This window comes from Peribacillus sp. BM1, assembly GCF_056679975.1.
Genome location: NZ_CM155259.1, coordinates 3,839,718 through 3,859,820 on the forward strand (window position 1 = coordinate 3,839,718; position 20,103 = coordinate 3,859,820).

The following is a 20,103-nucleotide window of genomic DNA, read 5'->3' on the forward strand; positions in this document are numbered from 1 at the left end:
GATTATTTTTAATTCGACATGGATTCGTTATTTCCTGCAAGTTTCGACAAAATCCCCATAAGTTTTTCAACATAGGCTTTTCTGTCTTCCTTCGTAAACGATTTAGGTCCTTTTGTATGCTTACCTTGCCTGCGAAGTTTTGCAGATTGATAACGCATATCAAGAAGAGACATAATTTTATCTTCTGTATATTCCTTTCCACGAGGAGAAAGTACATAAACTTGTTTAGCGAGCAGGGTTCCGGCTAATCCAATATCAGCAGTAATCACAATATCACCTTTTTTTACGGAATTTGCAATTTGAAGATCAGCTGCTTCTTTGTCTGCATCCACATAGATCCATTCACCTTCTGGATCATTCATCATATTTTTATATGAAGCAACAAAAACAACCGAAACATCAAACATTTTTGCACAATGCAATGTTTCACTTTTTACAGGACACGCATCAGCATCTACATAAATCATCGGTTTTTCATTCACCATAAGTATTAATTCTACATCTTTCTGCATAATCCTTTTTTCTCCTTCGATTCTTTGCCGAAAAGCATATCTGTCGAATTTTATCATGATGAAGTCCTTGACATTCTAATATTTATAGTCTATTCCGTATTAATTAATACTAAACCTAAAAATTTGTTTTTCTCACAATTTTTTATTATAGTACAATTGTTTAAAAGTTGCTACCATTTCAACTTAATTAGCTCGGAATCGCATGATTGAATTTTTTTTCGAATGGTTAAGATCTGATGTAGGAATAGTCTGTGCAAAATCTACTATGTATTTATTACTTTTTTTGCAAAAAAAATTCTCAAACCATAAAAAGGAGCCGCCATTTGATATAGCGGCAAACGTTTATTTGCGATTATTTATTATATTAATGATGGTGTTAGCTGTCTCTTCCACCGCTTTATTCGTCACATCAATGATTGGGCAATTCAATTTTGCAACGATGCTATCAAAATTCTTAAGCTCTTCTTTAATCCGCTCTACATTGGCATAAATTGCGTGATCACCTAATCCAAGCGATTTTAAGCGTTCTTTACGAATCGTGTTCAGCTTTTCAGGACTGATTTTCAAACCAAAACATCGCTCTGGAGGAACGAGATACAACTCTTCCGGTGGATCAACTTCAGGAACAAGTGGCACATTCGCAACTTTAAACCGCTTAAGTGCTAGGTATTGTGATAATGGTGTTTTGGATGTTCTTGAGACACCGACAAGGACAATATCTGCTCGAAGAATGCCACGCGGATCACGTCCATCATCATACTTTACCGCAAATTCAATCGCTTCAACTCGTTTAAAGTAGTTATCATCAAGTTTGCGAACCAGCCCTGGTTCATTCCTAGGCGATGTTTCTGCTCTCTGCTGAAGCATGTCCATAAGCGGCCCAATGATATCATATGCTAATATGTTTTCCATTTCAGCCTGTTCTTTCATATGTGCTCGAATTTCCGGTTTAATGAGTGTATACGCAATGATTGCCTGATTTAATTTTGCAAGGGCAATGACTTCATCCACGCCTTGTTCATCTTCAATATATGGAATTCGTTTTATTGAAAAATGATTAGCTGTAAATTGGCTGGCAGCTGCCTTTGTGACAAGTTCTGCTGTTTCACCGATTGAATCAGAAACTACAAAAATAATCGAACCTTTCATTTCAATCCATCCCCTCAGAAAGTCTCTAATAGCTTTCATCAGCTAAAGCAACAAATGCTTTGGCTATATTCGTTTTAGTGATTCGGCCTACCACTTCAAAACCACTTTCAACTTCTTTCACGATTGGTAAAGCATCAATCTGCTTTTCAATCAATTTCTTAGCGACGTCGATCATTAAATCTTCCTTTGTACACATCGTAATGTTGGGCATTCTTGTCATAATAATATTGACAGGAATCGTAGCCAATTCTTGTTTACCGATGCTCGCCCTTAATAAGTCTTTACGCGAAAGAACGCCAACAAGCAACGCTTGCTTATCGACAACAAACATCGTTCCCACATCCTCAAGGAACATCGTTACGATGGCATCATATACCGAAATACTTTCATTTATAACGACTGGAATCGATTGATAATCTCTCACATAAATATTATTCAAACTATCGGTTAGGAGTTGTGTACTCGATTTACCTGTATAAAAATAACCGACTCTTGGCCTTGCATCGAGAAATCCAGCCATTGTTAAAATGGCTAAATCTGGCCTTAGTGTAGCTCGAGTCAAATTGAGCCTATCCGCTATATGTTCCCCGGTAATCGGCCCATTTTCTTTTACAATTTCTACAATCAATTCTTGGCGTTTATTTAATTCGATTTTATTCACCACCCAACTGCTTAAGCAGAGCAACTTATTAGGCTATACTATTTATCATTATTATAACCTATTTAAATGAAAAGAGCACTGAAATCACTATGTAATAAGGTTTAAACACCACAATCTAGATTACTTTACCAGATCGGTTCCATTCCCTTTTCCTTCATACAAAACTCCTATGGCGTTAAAACGCCACCATTTCCCATGAAGGATTAATCAAGTATCACGCTGCACTCACTTCATATAAAGAGCCAAAATGCCCTAGTACCATAAAGTGAAACTTCAATCAGTGAAGGGTTTACTGCCCGTTAAAGCGGGATAAACAAAGCAAAGGGGTCAAACCCCGCAACAACTGCATACAGTATAAGATAAGTGTGCGAGACACTACATACTGATTTAGAGTGCGAGGTCAGACCCTTATAAGGCATCCCCATCTTTTCGTTTTTATAAGGATAAAATTTTATTCACGCTGGCAAAGCTTTCTGCTAGTTCACTAATTTCTTTCATGAGTGACAAGCGATTTTCACGAATAGAGTCTTGCTCTGCCATGACCATTGTATGTTCAAAGTATTGCTCAATTTCCGGCTGAAGAGACACGAGTAAGTGGAAGCGAGTGTCCTCATCATCTGTTTCACTGTATTTCGTAGCAACTATTTGATATTTTTCAAATAATGCTGCCTCTTCTTTGTTTTCAAATAACGTTGGATCGATCGTTTGTTTCTGCTCACATTTACTTGCGATATTCATTACCCGGCTTAACGCTTCGATATTCTTTTTAAATTCCGAGCTGTCTTTTTCTTTTTCAAGCACTAATGCCCGTTCTACTAGGGCTGATACGTTGCCAATTTCGTTGATTAGCAGTGCATCAATCAAGTCATAGCGAATGCCTTTTTCGGTTAATAAATGCTTCACACGTGCTTTAAAGAATTGTAACAGGTCCGCTGAAATTTCAGCGCTATCTCGTTTAGCAATTCCACGCGCTTCCATTTCATCTAGAGCGTATGTGAGTAATTTCTCTAGAGATATCGACCACTTTTTCTCTAATAAGATTTGAACAACGCCGCTAGCCTGCCTGCGTAATGCATATGGATCTTGGGAGCCTGTTGGAATGACGCCAATCGCAAAGAACGAAACGATTGTATCCATTTTTTCAGCGACACTTAAAACGGCTCCGATTGACGATGGCGGAACACTATCTTCTGCATGTCTAGGCATATAATGTTCATTAATTGCAGCTGCTACTTCTTTTGGCTCGCCTTTTAATAACGCATATTTCTCACCCATATAGCCTTGCAATTCGGGGAATTCGTAAACCATGTGACTCACTAGATCAAATTTGGCAATTTCCGCTGCACGTAAGGCAAGTTCTTTCTGATCGGAAAGTTCTACCTGATCGGCAAGTATGCCTGTGAGCTTCTGAACACGGGCCGTTTTTTCAGCCAATGTACCAATTTCTTCATGGTACACAATGGATTTTAACTTTTCTAACGCACTTGCAATCTCTTTTTTCTTATCTTCGCGATAGAAGAAATCCGCATCTGATAACCGAGCTCGCAAGACTTTTTCATTCCCTTTTGCCACATTGTCAAGATAGTCTGCATTTCCGTTACGCACGGTCACGAAATGGGGCAGCAACTTGCCGCCTTTACTTTTAACAGGGAAATAGCGTTGATGTTCTTTCATCGAAGTAATCAACACTTCTTGTGGAAGCTCCAAAAATTCTTCTTCAAAATTCCCGAATAAAGCAGTTGGATATTCCACTAAATTATTAACCTCTTCAAGTAAGTCTTGGTCAACAGGAATTTGCCAGCCGTTCTCTTCTTCAAGTTTATGAATTTGATCGAGAATCAACTGCTTCCGTTTTTTCGGATCAGCCATGACAAATTGTTGTTCAAGCGCTTTTTCATATTGATCAGGGGTGATGACTTCTACTGCTTCTCCTAGAAAACGATGCCCTTTGGTCATGCGACCTGTTTCTACTCCCGCAATCTCAAATGGGATTACTTCGCCACCGAACAAAGCAACCATCCATTTAATCGGGCGAACAAAGCGAAGATCCTGATCTGCCCAGCGCATATTTTTAGGAAATGAAAGGCTTGTGATTAACTCTTTCAATTCTGTTAATAATTGGAGAGTTGGCTGTCCTTTAATAAACTTATTTACATGAACATACTCCACGCCATTCATTTCTTTAAAATAAATGTCATCAACCGTCATTCCTTGACCTTTTGTAAAGCCAATCGCTGCCTTAGACCAGTTCCCTTCTGCATCTTGGGCAATTTTCTTGGCAGGGCCTTTTGCTTCTTCCTCAATATCGGCTTGAGCCGTTGCCACGTCTTGAATGTAAAACGCTAAACGACGGGGTGTTGAGAACACAGAGACCTCCCCAAAAGGAATTGCTTTTTTCGTTAACCATTTTTGCACTTTATCGGACAATTGTTCCATTGCCGCTGTGACAAATCGTGCTGGCACTTCTTCTAATCCAATTTCCACTAACAAATTTTGCTTGTTCATGTTTTAGTTCTCTCCTTTCTGTTTTAAAATGGGGAAGCCTAATTTTTCACGCTCATCATAGAAAGTTTTTGCGATTTTACGAGCTAAATTTCGGCAGCGTGCAATATAACCTGTTCTTTCCGTTACAGAAATGGCCCCTTTTGCATCCAGCAAGTTAAACACATGCGAACATTTCAACACATAATCATAAGCTGGGTGTACAAGTCCTGCTTCCATTTGGGCGTGCGCTTCTTTTTCATACATCGTAAATAATTGGAATAGCATTTCTAAGTTTGATGTTTCAAATGTATATTTGGAATGCTCATATTCTGGTTGACCATATATATCACGAACCGTAAAGCCATTTGTCCATTCAAGATCAAAGACATTTTCTTTTTCTTGAATATACGACGCCAACCGTTCAATTCCGTATGTGATTTCGACAGAAACCGGTTTACATTCTAATCCACCAACTTGTTGGAAGTAGGTAAATTGAGTAATTTCCATCCCGTTCAACCAAACTTCCCAGCCCAATCCGGCACAGCCAAGTGATGGATTTTCCCAGTTATCTTCTACAAATCGAATATCATGCTGAAGTGGATCAATTCCGAGTGCTTTTAAGGAATCTAAATACAACTCCTGAATATTATCTGGTGATGGTTTCATGATCACTTGAAATTGGTGATGCTGATAAAGACGGTTTGGATTCTCACCATAACGTCCATCTGCAGGACGTCTTGATGGCTCAACATAAGCAACATTCCATGGCTCAGGTCCGATTGCCCGCAGGAATGTGTATGGACTCATCGTTCCAGCACCCTTCTCGACATCATATGCCTGCATTAAAATACATCCTTGCTCTGACCAATGCTTTTGCAACGTTAAAATCATATTTTGGATATTCATACTGCGCCTCCATTACATATTATTTTTTCTAACCAAACTCCTATAGTGTTAAAACTAAAAACCATTTACTTTTGATGGATCCACCCTGTAGCACGCTACACTCACCTAATCATAATGGTGTCAGTGTTTCTTAGTAAAGAAAGTATATCTACATAGTGCGGGCTTATTAGTAAGTCGCAAAGCCTAAGTCCCCATGTCCTTCATTCAGAAACACAAAAAACTCCCGTCTCTATGCCAATAGCATAGGGACGAGAGTTTACCCGCGGTTCCACCCTAATTGCCGCGTAGATACACGGCCTCTTTTATCTGCAAATGCAGCTGATATGCTCCGAAACGCCTTCCTTGAAAGTCCATAGCCCGGCTCACACTATCCCAGGTTCGCTTTTTTAGGTTGTTCAAAAAGTCCGGTAAAAATAGCTTAAGAATTGCATCAAAGCTCTGTCTCTCCGGTCCTCACGTATTACTGCATACGCGAAAGGTTGAGACGATCGCTCCTCGAACTCCTCGGCTCTTTTTATCCTCCTTTTTGAACTCACACTTATATGGAGTAAAATCAAGTACTCTTTTTCTTCAACGCATTAAATTTGATTATGTTTTGAATTTTAACGAAGTGTTGCTCGGTTGTCAATCTTTCTAAAATAGATCTTTCATCGAATCCATCTGTTTTAAAAATTTCTTGGACTTTAAATGCAATCCAGAATATTCATCATAATAGGCATCTATGATCGTCTGCAATTCTTTCTTCGTCTCTTGCTTAACAGAAATATTACCGAGACGAGATAAATCAAAATAATAAAATAAGCGCAACAATTTAACGGTCACAGGCGAAATTTTCATATGGTACCGATCTTTTCCGACACAGCGATGACAAAGAAATCCCCCTTCACGAATTGAAAAAGAGAATTCGCCTTCACTGTTGCCGCAGCTGGCACATTGACTAAGTGTAGGGCTTAGCCCATTCACTTGCAACATCTTCATTTCAAAAATAAACTTGAGAATTTCAGCATCATAGCCTTCATTTATGTAGTGGAGCGATTGATAGAGCAATTCAAATAGAAACGGATTGGCCTTGCGATCATCAACGCTCTTATCTAACAATTCTATCATATAAGATGCATACGCTGTTGCAAAAATATCTTCCCTTATCGAGCGCATCGAATCAATTGTTTCACCTTGCTGAAGGCTCCCAAGACCGCTCGAAGGAGTGAAGACAAAATACCCGTAATAAAAAAGCTGTGTGACGACAGCAAGTCTGTTATTAGGCTTTTTGGCTCCTCTTGCCATAACACCTATCTTACCGAATTCCCGCGTGTACAGGGTAATAATTTTATTATTCTCGCCATAATCTGTCCGCCGTATAACAATACCTTCACATTTTTGTATCAAGCAAAGATCACCACCTTTCATCCAAAAGCTGTATGTCGCTAAACGCCACTATTTACCACATATAGCACGCTACACCCACCTAATCACAATGGTGGCGGTGCGGAGCCTGAATTTTGGATGTTTTCTTGATAAAATAAGTATACCTGCTAGGTCGCTTGGCTATATTAATAAGTCGCGAAGCCCCGCTTCACGCCCTATATATATAAACACCACGAGCTACTTTAAAAGAAAGCTTTATAATACAAATAAGGTAACAGAGCGTAGTCAGAATTTATCGATTTCCACTCAATATCTAGTTTACCTTGCAATTTGCTTGGTCACAATTTTTAAGTTAACGAATCTCCGGCACCTTCCAAAAAAGCACAAAGAACGCCTGACTCCCTCGAGCCATGGCGCCTTTAACTATTAATCGTACGTATTGAAAAATCAAGACAAACCTCAGGTAACAGGAAAATCAATTTCAGCTATCTCTTCGTCATTCTCGGCTCGACCGCGTTTTTCCACCTCTAATTCTTTAAAAAGAAGATAGGTATCAATATTACCGGTTTGACTAAACATTCCCCAGGTAAATTCTAACATCGTAAAGCCCACCTTTCGTGAGTAGCATGATACTTTTTTCTGACCTATTTATATCTTGACCCCTCAATTCGTTTTCATAAGACGTAAATTTTGTTAATTAATATTCATCCTCGTTAAATCCATAATCACGCAGTTGAGACATTTTATTGCGCCAGTCTTTTTGAACTTTCACCCATAATTCTAGGAACACTTTGGAACCTAATAGGTTTTCAATGTCGACGCGCGCACGACTGCCGACTTCTTTCAGCATTTTCCCTTGCTTGCCAATGACAATCCCTTTTTGTGAGTCTCGTTCAACTACAATCGTCGCCATAACATTAATCGTTTCACTATTATCCATTTTCTTGATTGAATCAATGACAACAGCAACTGAATGCGGGATTTCCTCGCGTGTTAAGTGAAGAACCTTTTCTCGAATTAATTCAGAAATGATGAAACGCTCAGGATGATCCGTCACTTGATCTGCTGGATAAAATTGCGGACCTTCTGGCAGATGTTTCTTAATCTGTCCGAGTAATGTTTCGACATTATTTCCTTCAAGTGCAGAAATTGGTACAACGGCTGTGAATGGGTATAGCGCTTGATATTTTTCAATCAGCGGGAACAGCTCATCCGGATGCAATTGATCGATTTTGTTTACAACTAGGAAAACCGGCGTTTTAACATTTTGCAATTTCTCAATAATAAATTCATCGCCGCGTCCGTATCCTTCAACAGCATTAATCATAAAAAGAATTAAGTCAACTTCCTTCAGCGTATTCGTTGCAACTTTCATCATAAAATCGCCTAACTTATGCTTCGGCTTATGAATCCCAGGTGTATCGATAAAAATCATTTGTGAATCATTTTGCGTCAGGACGCCTTGAACTTTGTTTCTTGTTGTTTGCGGTTTATCACTCATAATGGCAATCTTTTGCCCGATGACTCGATTCAAGAAGGTGCTTTTCCCGACATTTGGTCGACCAATAATCGAAATAAATCCTGATTTGTATCCTTTTTCTTGTGTATCTTCAAATAATTTATCCATTTAAATCCTCCGGTAAAAATGCTCCTGGCAGCAATTCTTCTACTGTTAATTCTTGTATATCTCCATTTAGATTCGTTAAAATCACTTTCATATCTCTCGGACATAATTCAGCAATTACTTGTCTGCATGCCCCGCATGGTGGTACAGGTCTTTTCGTATCAGCCACAACAGCAATCGCAGCAAATTTCGTATCGCCTTCAGAAACGGCTTTAAAAATAGCTGTACGTTCGGCACAGTTAGTCATGGAGTAAGCAGCATTTTCAATATTACAACCATGGTACACTTTACCATCCGCTGTCAGCAATGCCGCACCTACATTAAATTTGGAATACGGTGTATACGCTTTGTCTCTCGCAATTTTTGCTTCAGAGATCAGTTGAGATGTTTTCATTTATTGTCTTCCTTTCAAAAATGAGGTCATTTAGTTCGTTAACAGCTACATAAAGTGAAACTACGAACCCGATTAGTTCACCAATCGGGCTTTTACGGGCAAGTTACCCCACCCAACGCTTCTTCGATTCCTCTAAGCCTTGTGGAGGGGTTCTTACTGCCCTAAATCAGCTCGGTTTTCAAGCTACTATTTTCGGCAAAAAAATGATGATTCCTATAATGACAGAGAATATAGCATATATCAAAACGGCGCCTGCTGCAAAATCTTTTGCTTCTTTTGCCAAGGGATGGATTTGATCTGTAGCCAAATCCACGGCCCTTTCAATGCTTGAGTTCACCATTTCTAGCGTAATCGTACCAGAGATCGCAAGCATAATGAAGAGCCATTCGATTCCTGACAGAGAAAAGTAAAAACCAAAGCCGATCACAAGTAGTGCAATAACCACATGAATCTTCATATTACGTTCTGATTTAACTGCTGAAATGATGCCGAAGAGGGCATAACCAAAGCTCTTAACTAATGACGACTTTGGCTTAGTCTCTTTTAAGCCCATATGCTTCTAGAATGTCCGTTTGACGCGAGAACATTTCCTTTTCATCCGCTTCGTTCATATGATCATAGCCTAACAAATGCAAAAAGCCATGCAACGCAAGAAATCCAAGCTCCCTGTCGAAAGAATGACCATACTCCAAAGCTTGCTCCTTTGTTTTTTCAATCGAGATGATAATATCCCCTAGCACTCTCGGTAGATGATCACCGACGATTGCTACTTCATCTTCACCCATTTCTTCAAGTGCAAAGGAAATCACGTCTGTAGCGTAATCTTTATTGCGATATTCTAAGTTGATTTCACGGATCCGTTCATTACTTACAAATGTAACAGATAATTCGCTGCCTACTTTAATTCCTTCTTTACTTGCAGCAAATTGAATCACTTTCCCAACAAGTTCAACAGCCGCTTCACTCACTTCATTTGTCTCATCCAAAAAATCGATGTCTATCGTCATATATTCACCTTCTGTTCCGTTTTATTCATTTCGGGATATTCTATTCTTGAGTGAAAGATGCCGTGTAAGGACTCACAAAGCGCCTCTCTTACTACATGCAATTCACGCATCGTTATATCGCATTCATCAAATTGATTGTCATTCAAACGATCGGAAATGATCGCACGAACGAGCGCTTCTATTTTCTCTTGTGTTGGGTGATTCATCGATCTAACGGCAGCCTCGACACTATCCGCAATGCCGATGATGGCAACCTCTTTAGTTTGCGGCTTTGGCCCTGGATAACGATAGCTTTCCTCAAGTGTTGTTTCATCTTCCTTTAAAACCTTATGGTAAAAAAATTTCAGCAGTGTCGTCCCATGATGCTGTTCGGCGATATCAACAATTCCCTGTGGAAACTTATGCTTCCTAAGCATGGCTGCTCCATCTACAGCATGGGCAATAATGATATCCTTACTCGCTTCAGGTGGTAGCCTGTCATGTGGGTTCTCACTATTCATTTGATTTTCTATGAAAAAATGTGGCCGTTTCGTTTTCCCAATATCATGATAATAACAGCCTACTCTCGCAAGCAACCCATTCGCCCCAATCGCTTCACAAGCTGACTCTGCCAGATTTGCAACCATCACACTATGATGATAGGTACCTGGTGCTTCCGTCAATATTTTCCGTATCAGAGGATGATTTGGATTAGCAAGTTCAAGTAATTTGATGGACGATAAAATGCCAAATCCTGCTTCAAAGAATGGTAGTAAACCAATTGTTAACACAGCTGATCCTAATGCAGATACGATGGCCGCAAACGAATAAACCATAAACTCCATCTTCGTATAGTTCCCATTCGTAATAGACGTAATGGCAAACACGAGCAAAATATTAATCACTGACGATACAAGCCCTGCCTGTAAAATTTTCATTTGAAAGTTTTTTCGAGACATGATTATGATTGCGGCAATGCCACTAAATAATATGTATAACCCAATTGTATAGTTAAGATTACCAGGTGTCTCCGCATTAAAAATAATCGAGCCAAATGCACCTAGAATAATCATAATCGCCGCGGCAAATCGCTCATTCAGCAAGATTTTTAATAACATGGCCGCTAGTGCAGCCGGAAAAAAATACCCAATTTCCCCGTATTTAAGATCGCCCAGCAAACTGAATATTTTCATCATCCCGATACTTAAAATAAACACGAGGGCAAAAATCAACATTTGATTGGTTTTGCTTATCTCAAGATCATTGGAATGATAAAAGTAATAATAAAATCCTGCTAGAGAAATGAACACAAAGAGAACCAATCCAGCAAACGGGTAAATCGTATTTTCATTATTAAGAAAACCGGCTAGTTCAAGTTGTCGATATACTTCACGATCTACAAGTTGCCCTTCTTCAACAATGATTTGTCCTTGCAGAATTTTTACAGGTTCAACCGTTTCTACTGCTTTTCTCCTTTGATCATCAGTCTTCTCTCGATCAAAGAAATAATTCTGGATGATTGCATTTCGTGCCAAAGAAACGGAAGCAGACTTTAATTCTGAACTAATACTAGCATACCTCAGCTCTTCTTCTGCCCTTTTCTTCGCGTTTTCAACATCATTAGCGGCAATTTTTGCGCTCATGACATTATTGACAGCAGTGATTGTCAAGTCCTTCGTAATGTTCAGTTCATCTTCGTCAGCATTGACAAGAGATGTCAGCACAGTATTACCAATTTCCCGACTTACATCTTCTGTTAATTTTTCCTTAAGTAAGGATAGTTGATCTTCTGCTGAAACGGGAATAGTTTTTCCATTTTCATCTTTTCTGATCGTTTCTTCTGCTTCTTTCTTCACTTCCAAAGCAGAATCGAAAATCGATGAAATTAAATCTACTTTATTTTGGGCATATTCTTTTTTTAGCGTGTACACATCTGATACTTGCTTTGTTGCTTCTTCTTTATCCTGTTCGGTTTTATACGTATCCTCAACGGTTTTCGTGGCTCGGATCGTTTGCTCAGAAGGCTGAAACAATTGGATATTAATTTTCTCTGGTTTTACATTTGAAAACATAATAAAGCAACTATACACACCTAGTAGCACAAACAGTATAACCCGGATAAATCTATTTCCCAATAGTTCTCTTAATTTACGCACATATTCTTGAACTAGTCTCAAAAATCGCCCCTCCTATTTTGTTTCGCATCATATTATGTATACATAAGAATTGGCATTCGTCTATTATGTAAAATCATAACAGTTTTCAATCAGCATTTCACCCTCTTCTCACAGTTTACAGAAGAAAATTCATCTTTTTTCCTTTTTACCAGTATCGGTTATTGAACAAGCCTTAAACTCCTTTTTATAAAACTTTGCACAAAAAAAGGGGCAGACCTCATATCTCCTATACACTGTAAATCGTGTATAAAGTATAAGCTCTAACCCCTTATGTAACATCTTTATTTATCTTCTATCGTATCATAGGCAGAGATAATTTTCGCAACTAGCGGATGACGGACTACGTCACTCTGCTCAAGATATATGAAAGAAAGACCTTTCACTTCCTTTAATATCCCCTCTACTGCAATTAAACCAGACTTCATTCCTTTTGGAAGATCAATCTGTGTTCTGTCCCCCGTTATGACCATTTTCGAGCCAAAGCCAAGTCTGGTTAAGAACATTTTCATTTGTGCTTGAGTCGTGTTTTGGGCTTCATCAAGGATGACAAATGCATCATCTAAGGTTCTACCCCTCATATAGGCAAGCGGGGCAATCTCGATTGTGCCACGTTCCATCATTCTTTGCGTCTGTTCCATGCCAAGCATATCGTGGAGAGCATCATACAACGGTCTTAAGTAAGGGTCGACCTTTTCCTTCAAGTCACCAGGAAGGAAACCTAAGCTCTCCCCAGCTTCAACAGCAGGACGAGTTAAAACAATTCGCTTGACCTGACCGTTTTTCAATGCATTGATGGCCATCACAACCGCTAAGTATGTTTTACCAGTACCTGCTGGACCAATACCAAAAACAAGATCATGCTTCTTAATTGAATGGATGTAATGGCGCTGTCCAAGCGTTTTGACACGGATCGATTTACCTTTCGCATTTTTGCCAATTTCTTCTTCGTATAAATCGGCAAAGTACTCCAGTGTTCCTTTTTTTGCAAGCTCAAGGGCATAAATCACATCTCGTCCACTTATATTGATGCCTTTACGAATTATGGTAAGAAGAGATCGTAGAATGTCCTCACAAAGAGCTGCACGATCTAGTTCTCCTGCAATCGTAATGCCTTCTCCACGTGTAATTACAGAAACCTGCAATTCTTCTTCAAGTATCTTAATATGTACATCCCCATTACCAAGCAGCGCTTGCGCTTCATGGGGAGATTCAAGTCTTACGTTAATTGCTTTGATATCTTCTGACATTCGCTAGTCTCCTTGAATAATTGGTTGCCCAATCGCAATGTTTTCGATAACCTGATAATGTATTGATAGTATAACTTTACCATTTTCTATGCTTTCGCGCAAAATTTTTTCATCTATAATCTCCGCATCTTCTGGAAGTTCTTTTTCTAAGTTCACCTTTGCCATTTTTTTCGCTTCTTTCACCGCTTCATTCTTCGTATATTCCCGAACTAAATCTTCTTTGCTTCTTAATGTTTGCGTTTTATAGGAAATCGGCAATTTCCATTGTAAAAAAAAGAAAGGCTTGGACGATGTTTCTGTTACGTATTCTGGATAATCCGGGTTCTTAAATCCCCAAAATGGAATAGACAGACTACCGACGGCTATAGAGTGTCTAGTTGATTCATCACCATTAAAAACGGAAAAATTCGTTTTGAGAGGTACTTCAACCGTTGCCTTATACCATGTTTCGCCCATAACCTTGCCAATCGCCGGTACTATTTGCTGCTTATCCTCTTTACCAATTAAACCTGATACAAGCAGCTGCCCTTTTGTAACATAATCATTGATACTAACGATAGGCTTGCCTTTTTCAACGAGCATTTTCTTGATAACGGCTTTTTTCTTAGCGACAAGATGTTGTGGAGAATATGTTTTTACTTCTTCCGGTGTCTCTTTTTCAACAACTTGAAAGTGATAGGTTGTACCTTTTAAATCTACACCTACCCACGTTAATACGTCAATTTTATCTCCTAACTGCTTTTGGATCTCATCCACATCAAGTAACAAGAATTGAAGCTTGCCTTTTTTTATCCCCATCTTATCTAATTCTTTTCGAATCGCATACTCGGTATCTGGGCTTGCTTCGTGGACTTCGATTCCCCAGACCATATTAGACAGTACGAAAATCGTAATCAGAAAAGCCAAAAAGCCAAAGACAAAGCCACTGTTTTTGATTAGTCTTTTAATAAAAAATGGACCACCGCTTCCTTTTACAAAGGTCACTTTACACTCATTTTTTCGAACGGCTTTCCGCAGGTTCGAAATTTCCTGCACATCCATACAAAAGACAAGAATACCAGGAGCCGTTCTCCTGATATCCCATACGGAAACCCCTTGTCTAATCAGTTCATTTATTAACCGCTCCGTTCCTTTGCCACTCGCCTTGACCTCTACAAACCCTGTGTACAAGTTTGTCCATTGATTCTTCATGGTTCTCCTCCCAAGCTTACTCGTTTATATAAGAAACCTGATCGATTTTACCTTCTAGCATGATTTCTTCGGGCAAAATCGTTTTGATTACAAATGAACGTCCTTTAACGAGTAGCTGCCCATTTTTTAAAAGAAGACGGACTTCTGTATCTGTAAAGTTCAGTAAGCCTCTATGATTTTCAATATAAATATGTAATTGACCAATCATTGTGATTCTTGGCAGGTCCATCATGACATCTTGCGGCAGATCCATAGTTTTAACAAGAAGTCTTCTAAATCGCTGCCCCCATTTTTGTGCCATAAAAAAGAACCCCCTTTCATCTCAATGTATGAAATGAATGGGGGTTCTAGCACCATTATTTTACGCTCATGTATTCTTACATTCGACGACCCGAGCGTCGTCTATTCTTGGCTCTTGGAAGGCCAAGAACTTCAGCCATGATAATGCCATCTAGTACTTTTTGCTGATTGATTTCAAAGTTCGTTTGATAAACTGGACTGTTATCGTCTGAAATCTCTTTCCTCACGGCTCGATTCTCTTTAAGCTGGATTTGCCGCTGTCGTTTTGCTTCCTGCTGTTCGAGCTCTTGCTCTTGCTCCTTCGCCCATGCTTCTGCTGCTGGCTTTACATCATTTTCTATTTCAAGAGTAGCAGGATGCGGTGGCTCCATCGCCTTCTTCGCTTCCTCATAAAATTGGCGAATCGTTTTCGCCTGATCATGCCTTGGCCGTTTTTGTTCACGCACCGGCTTCTGGTTAACAGGCGTAGTAGGTGTTCCGGTACGCTTAGGTTCACCCTGTTCTTGCTTTTTTTTAAACATACTAGACACAATCCCAATAATAATGACGATGACCCAGATGTTCCCAAAGATTAAATCAAAGAGGGATTCCATAGTAATCCTCCCTTCCTAAAGTCTTACTTGTCATGATCCTTAGGCCCTTTAGACATTTTTCCAATGGAGCCGCGCATGCCTGTGTCCGCTTCAATATTTTGGATGTTCATATAATCCATGACACCAAGATTGCCTGATTTCAAGGCGTCAGCCATCGCCAATGGAACCTCAGCCTCAGCTTCAACAACCTTCGCTCTCATTTCCTGTACGCGAGCGACCATTTCTTGCTCTTGAGCGACAGCCATCGCGCGACGTTCTTCCGCTTTTGCTTGCGCGATTTTCTTATCCGCTTCCGCTTGATCCGTTTGCAAAATCGCTCCAATGTTTTTCCCGATATCCACATCCATAATATCAATCGAGAGAATTTCAAACGCAGTACCAGCATCTAAACCTTTGGATAAAACGGTACGGGATATCATATCAGGATTTTCAAGTACATCTGTATGGCTTTTGGAGCTACCAATTGTGGCGATAATCCCTTCACCAACACGAGCGATGATTGTTTCTTCACCAGCTCCCCCGACTAAGCGTTCTATATTGGCACGCACGGTAATTCTTGCTTTTGCTTTTACTTCAATCCCGTTGATTGCCACACCTGAAATATAAGGAGTTTCAATAACCTTAGGATTAACGCTCATTTGTACTGCTTCTAATACGTCACGGCCGGCTAGATCAATCGCCGCACCTCTTTCAAATGGAAGAGTGATATTCGCTCGCTCCGCTGCAATTAACGCGTTCACAACACGGTCGACGTTTCCTCCTGCCAAGTAATGACTTTCCAATTGATTGGTCCCCACACTTAATCCTGCTTTATGTGCTTTAATAAGCGGATTGACAACTCGACTTGGAATAACTCGACGTAACCTCATCCCAATTAGTGTAAATATGCTGACCCTTACCCCAGCAGCTAACGCTGAAATCCAAAGTGTAACAGGTACAAATGTAAAAAATACCGACAGTACGATAATAATCGCTATCGCAGCCAAAATAATAAAGATAATATTTGCGTCCAAATCATTCATCCTTTCAAAATTAAAATAAGCTCATCTAGATTTCACGAACGACAATTCGCGAACCTTCTGCCTTTACAACTTTAACCTTAGCGTTTTTCGAAATAAAGCTTCCTTCAGATACAACGTCCAAACGTTCCCCGTCAATCTCAGCCGTCCCTGAAGGTCTCAAATCAACTAGCGTGATTCCTTCCATACCAACCAATTCAAGCCTGCTCACATTTGATACATATCCTTGCTCCGAGCTCGTTGAGTCTTTCAATACAATTTTTCTAAAAAATTTCATCTCTTTTCCAAACACCTTTACAAGTAGGATAAACACAAGTACAGATACTACTATTGCAACCAGTAGAGAAATCCCTAATTGGATCGGATTGTTAGAAGCCAAGAACAAGCTGACGATAATCGCCGCCATACCAAGAGCACCGACAATCCCACCCGGTATAAACAATTCGAGGATACATAACAAAACACCCAATATAAATAAGACTAAAACTTCATAACCCGCCAAGCCTGCTACGAAATGGCCGTAAAAGTAGAGCAATAAGGCAATGAGTCCAGCAGTACCCGGGAAGCCAAAGCCTGGAGTAAATAACTCCATCACAATCCCAACTCCAGCGATGATTAACAGCACCGGAATAATAAATGGATTTGTCAGAAAGCGAGCGATTTTTTCGGCGATGCTTTCATCAATTGACCGTATGTCAGCATCTTCTACACCAAGAATGCTGTATAATTCACTTTTTGCACTCACAGTTCCTTCACTATAGCCTGCTTTCCTTGCTTGCTCAGCTGTGAACGTTAATAATTTGCCTTTTCCCGCATCATATTCAGGCAGATTGATATCCGCATCAGCCATTGCTTGTGCATAGATGGGATCTCGGCCATTTTGCTCAGCCGCTGTTTTCATTGCGGCACTCCAAGCTGATTGAGCCTTAAGCCCCGCTGCATTCCCTGCTGTATCGATAACAGCCGCTGATCCCATCGTTGCATTAGGAGCCATATATATCTTATCTGTATTGAGCGATATATAAGCGCCTGCTGATAGTGCTCGGTTATTCACATAGGCCACTGTCGCAACGGGCGTATTTTGCATACGTTTCGCAATCTTTGTCGCTGAATTAACTGCTCCCCCAGGTGTATCCACTTCGAAAATGACGACTTCTGCACCATTCTCCTCAGCCGTTGTCAATGCACGGTCAATAAATGCATACAATCCATCTTCCACCGTATTTTCAATCGGTACGAGATAAACAATTTCACCTTCAGCTTTTGCTTGATTAGGCTGAATGATCAACAAACTTGTCACCAATAAGAGTAAGAAACCAATGATTACGGAACGCCAAATTCTCAAAGGAGGTTCCTCCTTTCCCTATTTTTTGCTTCCCCTCTTTATTACGTATGTATTGCCTAAAGGTTTCAGAATCTTTACAGCTATTTTGAGTATCGCCTATGAAGCTACAATCAGCAAGGAAAATCCCTTACAAACTGATGTGAATATCCATAAACATAAAGTGAAACTTCAATCAGTGGGGGTTTTACTGCCCGTTAATGCGGACTAAAGAATGTGCGAGGTTTTTTGGCATAGGTTAGGAAGCAGAAAGCCCTTCTGCACACAAACAAAAAGCCATAGACATAACGCCTATGGCTTTGGGTGTTTGAGTTTAAGATAGATGTTGTTGCACTAACTTATTTACAAGAGAACCATCTGCTTTGCCTTTTACTTTAGGCATTAGCGCTCCCATTACTCGGCCCATATCTGTTTTAGATGATGCTTTGACTTCTTCGATTGTATTTTTTACAATCTCGGAAATCTCTTCTTCTGAAAGTTGCTCCGGCATATATGCCTCAACGTAATCTATTTCGGTACGGACTTTATCCACGAGATCGATACGACCTGCATTTTCAAACTCTTGGAGGGAGTCTTTGCGTTGTTTTAATTCGCGAGAGAGCACTGTCAATTCTTCATCATCTGTTAATTCTTCGCGCTTTTTCAACTCTTCGTTTTGAAGAGAAGATTTAAGCATACGAATAACAGATAGTTTGTCCTTTTCTTTGTTCTTCATCGCTTGTTTCATATCATTATTTAAACGCTCGAGAAGACTCATCTTTCCACCCTCTCTTAGAATTTACGTTTTCTTGCAGCTTCAGACTTTTTCTTACGTTTTACACTTGGCTTTTCATAAAATTCACGCTTCCTAGCTTCCTGAAGCGATCCTGCTTTAGATACAGTACGTTTGAAACGACGAAGAGCATCTTCAAGCGATTCGTTTTTACGAACGACGGTTTTAGACATCTCTTTCCCTCCCTCCGAAAACAACACACAAACTCAAGTTGTCAACATGTTATACATGTACTAAACCATTATAATATATGCATCTAATCAGGTCAACTGCTTAATTAAAACTATTTGTCGTTTACTGCGATATATCTAAACTTTTTTTGTGAAAAATTATTTTTTATTCATATCGTTCTAAACAAGCATGTCCCATGCCACTAGTCCATACACTTTAGCAGAGGTGAGTTACTTGAGGGATTTGGCCTTGTTCGTATTGTTTATTGTCATTTTTCTTACTGGAATGTTTGTCTTACGGGCCGGCTTATTTAATTTGTCTGGGATAAAATTAAAATCGATACTTGAAAAAATAACAAATCGTTCATGGAAGGGATTTTTAGCGGGCGTGCTCTTTACAGGAGTCCTCCAGAGTAGTTCAGCCGTCATGGTCATGACAGTCGGACTCGTTTCGTCAGGAAGCATTGCCTTCCCTCAAACGATTGGCATTATTCTTGGCACAAATATTGGATCCACCTTCACCGCAGAGTTCATGACCTTTTCACTTAACTCATATATTATTCCCGGCGTTATCAGTGGCGCGGTATTGTGGCTGCTTCCATCAACGCTCGCGAGGAGCCTTGGGACTGCTTTGATTGGGATTAGCTCCATTTTTGCAGCGATGAGCGGATTTAAATTTCTATCCTCCTCATTAGCCAACTATCCATTTACGAAGCATTTGCTTGCAGAAATGGACAGTCACCTATTCATTGCAATCTTAACAGGCGTTATCATTACAGCTATCATTCACTCAAGCTCAGCGACCATTGGAATTACGATGAGCTTTTTGGCAGGGGGAGATATGGCTTTAGCAACCGCGATCGCGATTATGCTCGGTTCAAATGTTGGGACATGTATTACCGGTTGGATGGCAAGTATCGGATCTGGAAAGGAAGCATCACTTACTGCGTACGCGCATATTTGGTTGAATTTGCTAGGGGTACTGATATTTATTCCATTGATTCATTATTTAGAAACATTTGCACAAGCATTAACTTCTTCAAAGGATATGCAACTTGCTCATGCAAGCGTTTTGTTTAATGTCATCACATCACTCGCTGTATTGCCTTTCTCTAAGCAATTTGCAAACATTGTTTTAAGAATTCATACTAGAAAAAAAACATAAGGCCTTGCTTCAAAAACCGAGGAGGGTTTTGAAACAAAGCCTTTTT

General features: G+C 39.8%; 21 protein-coding genes. 1 reads left to right on the plus strand and 20 read right to left on the minus strand.

Annotation, left to right across the window (positions count from 1 at the left end; translation table 11 throughout):
• Nucleotides 1-8: 8 nt before the first annotated feature.
• The 20 genes from AC1MGI_RS18450 to rpsU form a co-directional block, all read right to left on the minus strand.
• On the minus strand, nucleotides 9-512 hold the full coding sequence (locus tag AC1MGI_RS18450; RefSeq protein WP_480346860.1) for a YaiI/YqxD family protein: 504 nt from the start codon (nucleotides 510-512) through the stop codon (nucleotides 9-11).
• Between the two features lie 342 nt (nucleotides 513-854).
• On the minus strand, nucleotides 855-1,661 hold the full coding sequence (locus AC1MGI_RS18455; RefSeq protein ID WP_480346862.1) for a pyruvate, water dikinase regulatory protein: 807 nt from the start codon (nucleotides 1,659-1,661) through the stop codon (nucleotides 855-857).
• Between the two features lie 25 nt (nucleotides 1,662-1,686).
• Entirely contained in the window at nucleotides 1,687-2,325 is a 639-nt protein-coding gene (gene ccpN / locus AC1MGI_RS18460) for a transcriptional regulator CcpN (protein ID WP_480346863.1), read from the minus strand.
• 432 nt (nucleotides 2,326-2,757) lie between these two features.
• Nucleotides 2,758-4,827: a glycine--tRNA ligase subunit beta gene (glyS, locus tag AC1MGI_RS18465; RefSeq protein ID WP_480346865.1), complete on the minus strand. Its 2,070-nt coding sequence runs from the start codon at nucleotides 4,825-4,827 to the stop codon at nucleotides 2,758-2,760.
• Nucleotides 4,828-4,830: 3 nt separating this feature from the next.
• Nucleotides 4,831-5,712, minus strand: coding sequence for a glycine--tRNA ligase subunit alpha (gene glyQ / locus AC1MGI_RS18470; protein WP_062177904.1), 882 nt, complete (start codon nucleotides 5,710-5,712; stop codon nucleotides 4,831-4,833).
• 633 nt (nucleotides 5,713-6,345) lie between these two features.
• Complete coding sequence (gene recO, locus AC1MGI_RS18475) at nucleotides 6,346-7,098, minus strand: DNA repair protein RecO (protein WP_480346867.1); 753 nt, start codon at nucleotides 7,096-7,098, stop codon at nucleotides 6,346-6,348.
• 438 nt (nucleotides 7,099-7,536) lie between these two features.
• Nucleotides 7,537-7,677 carry a YqzL family protein gene (locus tag AC1MGI_RS18480; RefSeq protein ID WP_082674970.1) on the minus strand — a complete coding sequence of 47 codons (141 nt, stop codon included), beginning with the start codon at nucleotides 7,675-7,677 and terminating at the stop codon, nucleotides 7,537-7,539.
• A 97-nt stretch (nucleotides 7,678-7,774) separates the two neighbouring features.
• Complete coding sequence (gene era / locus AC1MGI_RS18485) at nucleotides 7,775-8,704, minus strand: GTPase Era (protein WP_480346869.1); 930 nt, start codon at nucleotides 8,702-8,704, stop codon at nucleotides 7,775-7,777.
• On the minus strand, nucleotides 8,697-9,095 hold the full coding sequence (locus AC1MGI_RS18490; protein ID WP_480346871.1) for a cytidine deaminase: 399 nt from the start codon (nucleotides 9,093-9,095) through the stop codon (nucleotides 8,697-8,699). Before AC1MGI_RS18490 ends, era begins: the two co-directional genes overlap by 8 nt.
• A gap of 178 nt (nucleotides 9,096-9,273) precedes the next feature.
• Nucleotides 9,274-9,648 carry a diacylglycerol kinase family protein gene (locus tag AC1MGI_RS18495; protein WP_480346873.1) on the minus strand — a complete coding sequence of 125 codons (375 nt, stop codon included), beginning with the start codon at nucleotides 9,646-9,648 and terminating at the stop codon, nucleotides 9,274-9,276.
• The gene (gene ybeY, locus AC1MGI_RS18500) at nucleotides 9,629-10,102 is read right to left on the minus strand and encodes an rRNA maturation RNase YbeY (protein ID WP_480346875.1); all 474 of its coding nucleotides are present in this window, start codon (nucleotides 10,100-10,102) and stop codon (nucleotides 9,629-9,631) included. Before ybeY ends, AC1MGI_RS18495 begins: the two co-directional genes overlap by 20 nt.
• Nucleotides 10,099-12,258 carry an HD family phosphohydrolase gene (locus tag AC1MGI_RS18505; RefSeq protein WP_480346877.1) on the minus strand — a complete coding sequence of 720 codons (2,160 nt, stop codon included), beginning with the start codon at nucleotides 12,256-12,258 and terminating at the stop codon, nucleotides 10,099-10,101. Before AC1MGI_RS18505 ends, ybeY begins: the two co-directional genes overlap by 4 nt.
• A 281-nt stretch (nucleotides 12,259-12,539) precedes the next feature.
• Nucleotides 12,540-13,505 (minus strand): PhoH family protein, encoded by a 966-nt coding sequence (locus AC1MGI_RS18510; RefSeq protein ID WP_480346879.1) that lies wholly within the window; start codon nucleotides 13,503-13,505, stop codon nucleotides 12,540-12,542.
• 3 nt (nucleotides 13,506-13,508) lie between these two features.
• On the minus strand, nucleotides 13,509-14,696 hold the full coding sequence (gene yqfD / locus AC1MGI_RS18515; RefSeq protein ID WP_480346881.1) for a sporulation protein YqfD: 1,188 nt from the start codon (nucleotides 14,694-14,696) through the stop codon (nucleotides 13,509-13,511).
• Nucleotides 14,697-14,712: 16 nt separating this feature from the next.
• A complete protein-coding gene (yqfC, locus tag AC1MGI_RS18520; protein WP_028391848.1) occupies nucleotides 14,713-14,997 on the minus strand; it encodes a sporulation protein YqfC in 285 nt (94 codons plus the stop codon).
• A 76-nt stretch (nucleotides 14,998-15,073) separates the two neighbouring features.
• Complete coding sequence (locus AC1MGI_RS18525) at nucleotides 15,074-15,589, minus strand: hypothetical protein (protein ID WP_480346883.1); 516 nt, start codon at nucleotides 15,587-15,589, stop codon at nucleotides 15,074-15,076.
• Between the two features lie 23 nt (nucleotides 15,590-15,612).
• Nucleotides 15,613-16,611 (minus strand): flotillin-like protein FloA, encoded by a 999-nt coding sequence (floA, locus tag AC1MGI_RS18530; RefSeq protein WP_480346885.1) that lies wholly within the window; start codon nucleotides 16,609-16,611, stop codon nucleotides 15,613-15,615.
• 25 nt (nucleotides 16,612-16,636) lie between these two features.
• The gene (locus AC1MGI_RS18535) at nucleotides 16,637-17,953 is read right to left on the minus strand and encodes an NfeD family protein (RefSeq protein ID WP_480346886.1); all 1,317 of its coding nucleotides are present in this window, start codon (nucleotides 17,951-17,953) and stop codon (nucleotides 16,637-16,639) included.
• Between the two features lie 310 nt (nucleotides 17,954-18,263).
• Nucleotides 18,264-18,707, minus strand: a complete 444-nt coding sequence (locus AC1MGI_RS18540; RefSeq protein ID WP_062177866.1) for a GatB/YqeY domain-containing protein — start codon at nucleotides 18,705-18,707, stop codon at nucleotides 18,264-18,266.
• Nucleotides 18,708-18,721: 14 nt separating this feature from the next.
• Entirely contained in the window at nucleotides 18,722-18,895 is a 174-nt protein-coding gene (gene rpsU / locus AC1MGI_RS18545; RefSeq protein ID WP_028391853.1) for a 30S ribosomal protein S21, read from the minus strand.
• Nucleotides 18,896-19,142: 247 nt separating this feature from the next.
• On the opposite strand from rpsU, the gene AC1MGI_RS18550 reads away from it, so the two are divergent.
• Entirely contained in the window at nucleotides 19,143-20,057 is a 915-nt protein-coding gene (locus tag AC1MGI_RS18550; protein ID WP_480346888.1) for a Na/Pi symporter, read from the plus strand.
• Nucleotides 20,058-20,103 lie beyond the last annotated feature (46 nt).

What these genes read in the sequence shown, in the direction of transcription:
- floA (WP_480346885.1), bottom strand. Translation starts at nt 16,611, where the DNA reads ATGAATGATTTGGACGCAAATATTATCTTTATTATTTTGGCTGCGATA.
- glyS (WP_480346865.1), bottom strand. Translation starts at nt 4,827, where the DNA reads ATGAACAAGCAAAATTTGTTAGTGGAAATTGGATTAGAAGAAGTGCCA.
- AC1MGI_RS18495 (WP_480346873.1), bottom strand. Translation starts at nt 9,648, where the DNA reads ATGGGCTTAAAAGAGACTAAGCCAAAGTCGTCATTAGTTAAGAGCTTT.
- AC1MGI_RS18455 (WP_480346862.1), bottom strand. Translation starts at nt 1,661, where the DNA reads ATGAAAGGTTCGATTATTTTTGTAGTTTCTGATTCAATCGGTGAAACA.
- AC1MGI_RS18490 (WP_480346871.1), bottom strand. Translation starts at nt 9,095, where the DNA reads ATGAAAACATCTCAACTGATCTCTGAAGCAAAAATTGCGAGAGACAAA.
- AC1MGI_RS18480 (WP_082674970.1), bottom strand. Translation starts at nt 7,677, where the DNA reads ATGTTAGAATTTACCTGGGGAATGTTTAGTCAAACCGGTAATATTGAT.
- rpsU (WP_028391853.1), bottom strand. Translation starts at nt 18,895, where the DNA reads ATGTCTAAAACCGTCGTTCGTAAAAACGAATCGCTTGAAGATGCTCTT.
- AC1MGI_RS18450 (WP_480346860.1), bottom strand. Translation starts at nt 512, where the DNA reads ATGCAGAAAGATGTAGAATTAATACTTATGGTGAATGAAAAACCGATG.
- glyQ (WP_062177904.1), bottom strand. Translation starts at nt 5,712, where the DNA reads ATGAATATCCAAAATATGATTTTAACGTTGCAAAAGCATTGGTCAGAG.
- yqfC (WP_028391848.1), bottom strand. Translation starts at nt 14,997, where the DNA reads ATGGCACAAAAATGGGGGCAGCGATTTAGAAGACTTCTTGTTAAAACT.
- AC1MGI_RS18510 (WP_480346879.1), bottom strand. Translation starts at nt 13,505, where the DNA reads ATGTCAGAAGATATCAAAGCAATTAACGTAAGACTTGAATCTCCCCAT.
- era (WP_480346869.1), bottom strand. Translation starts at nt 8,704, where the DNA reads ATGGATAAATTATTTGAAGATACACAAGAAAAAGGATACAAATCAGGA.
- AC1MGI_RS18525 (WP_480346883.1), bottom strand. Translation starts at nt 15,589, where the DNA reads ATGGAATCCCTCTTTGATTTAATCTTTGGGAACATCTGGGTCATCGTC.
- ybeY (WP_480346875.1), bottom strand. Translation starts at nt 10,102, where the DNA reads ATGACGATAGACATCGATTTTTTGGATGAGACAAATGAAGTGAGTGAA.
- yqfD (WP_480346881.1), bottom strand. Translation starts at nt 14,696, where the DNA reads ATGAAGAATCAATGGACAAACTTGTACACAGGGTTTGTAGAGGTCAAG.
- AC1MGI_RS18540 (WP_062177866.1), bottom strand. Translation starts at nt 18,707, where the DNA reads ATGAGTCTTCTCGAGCGTTTAAATAATGATATGAAACAAGCGATGAAG.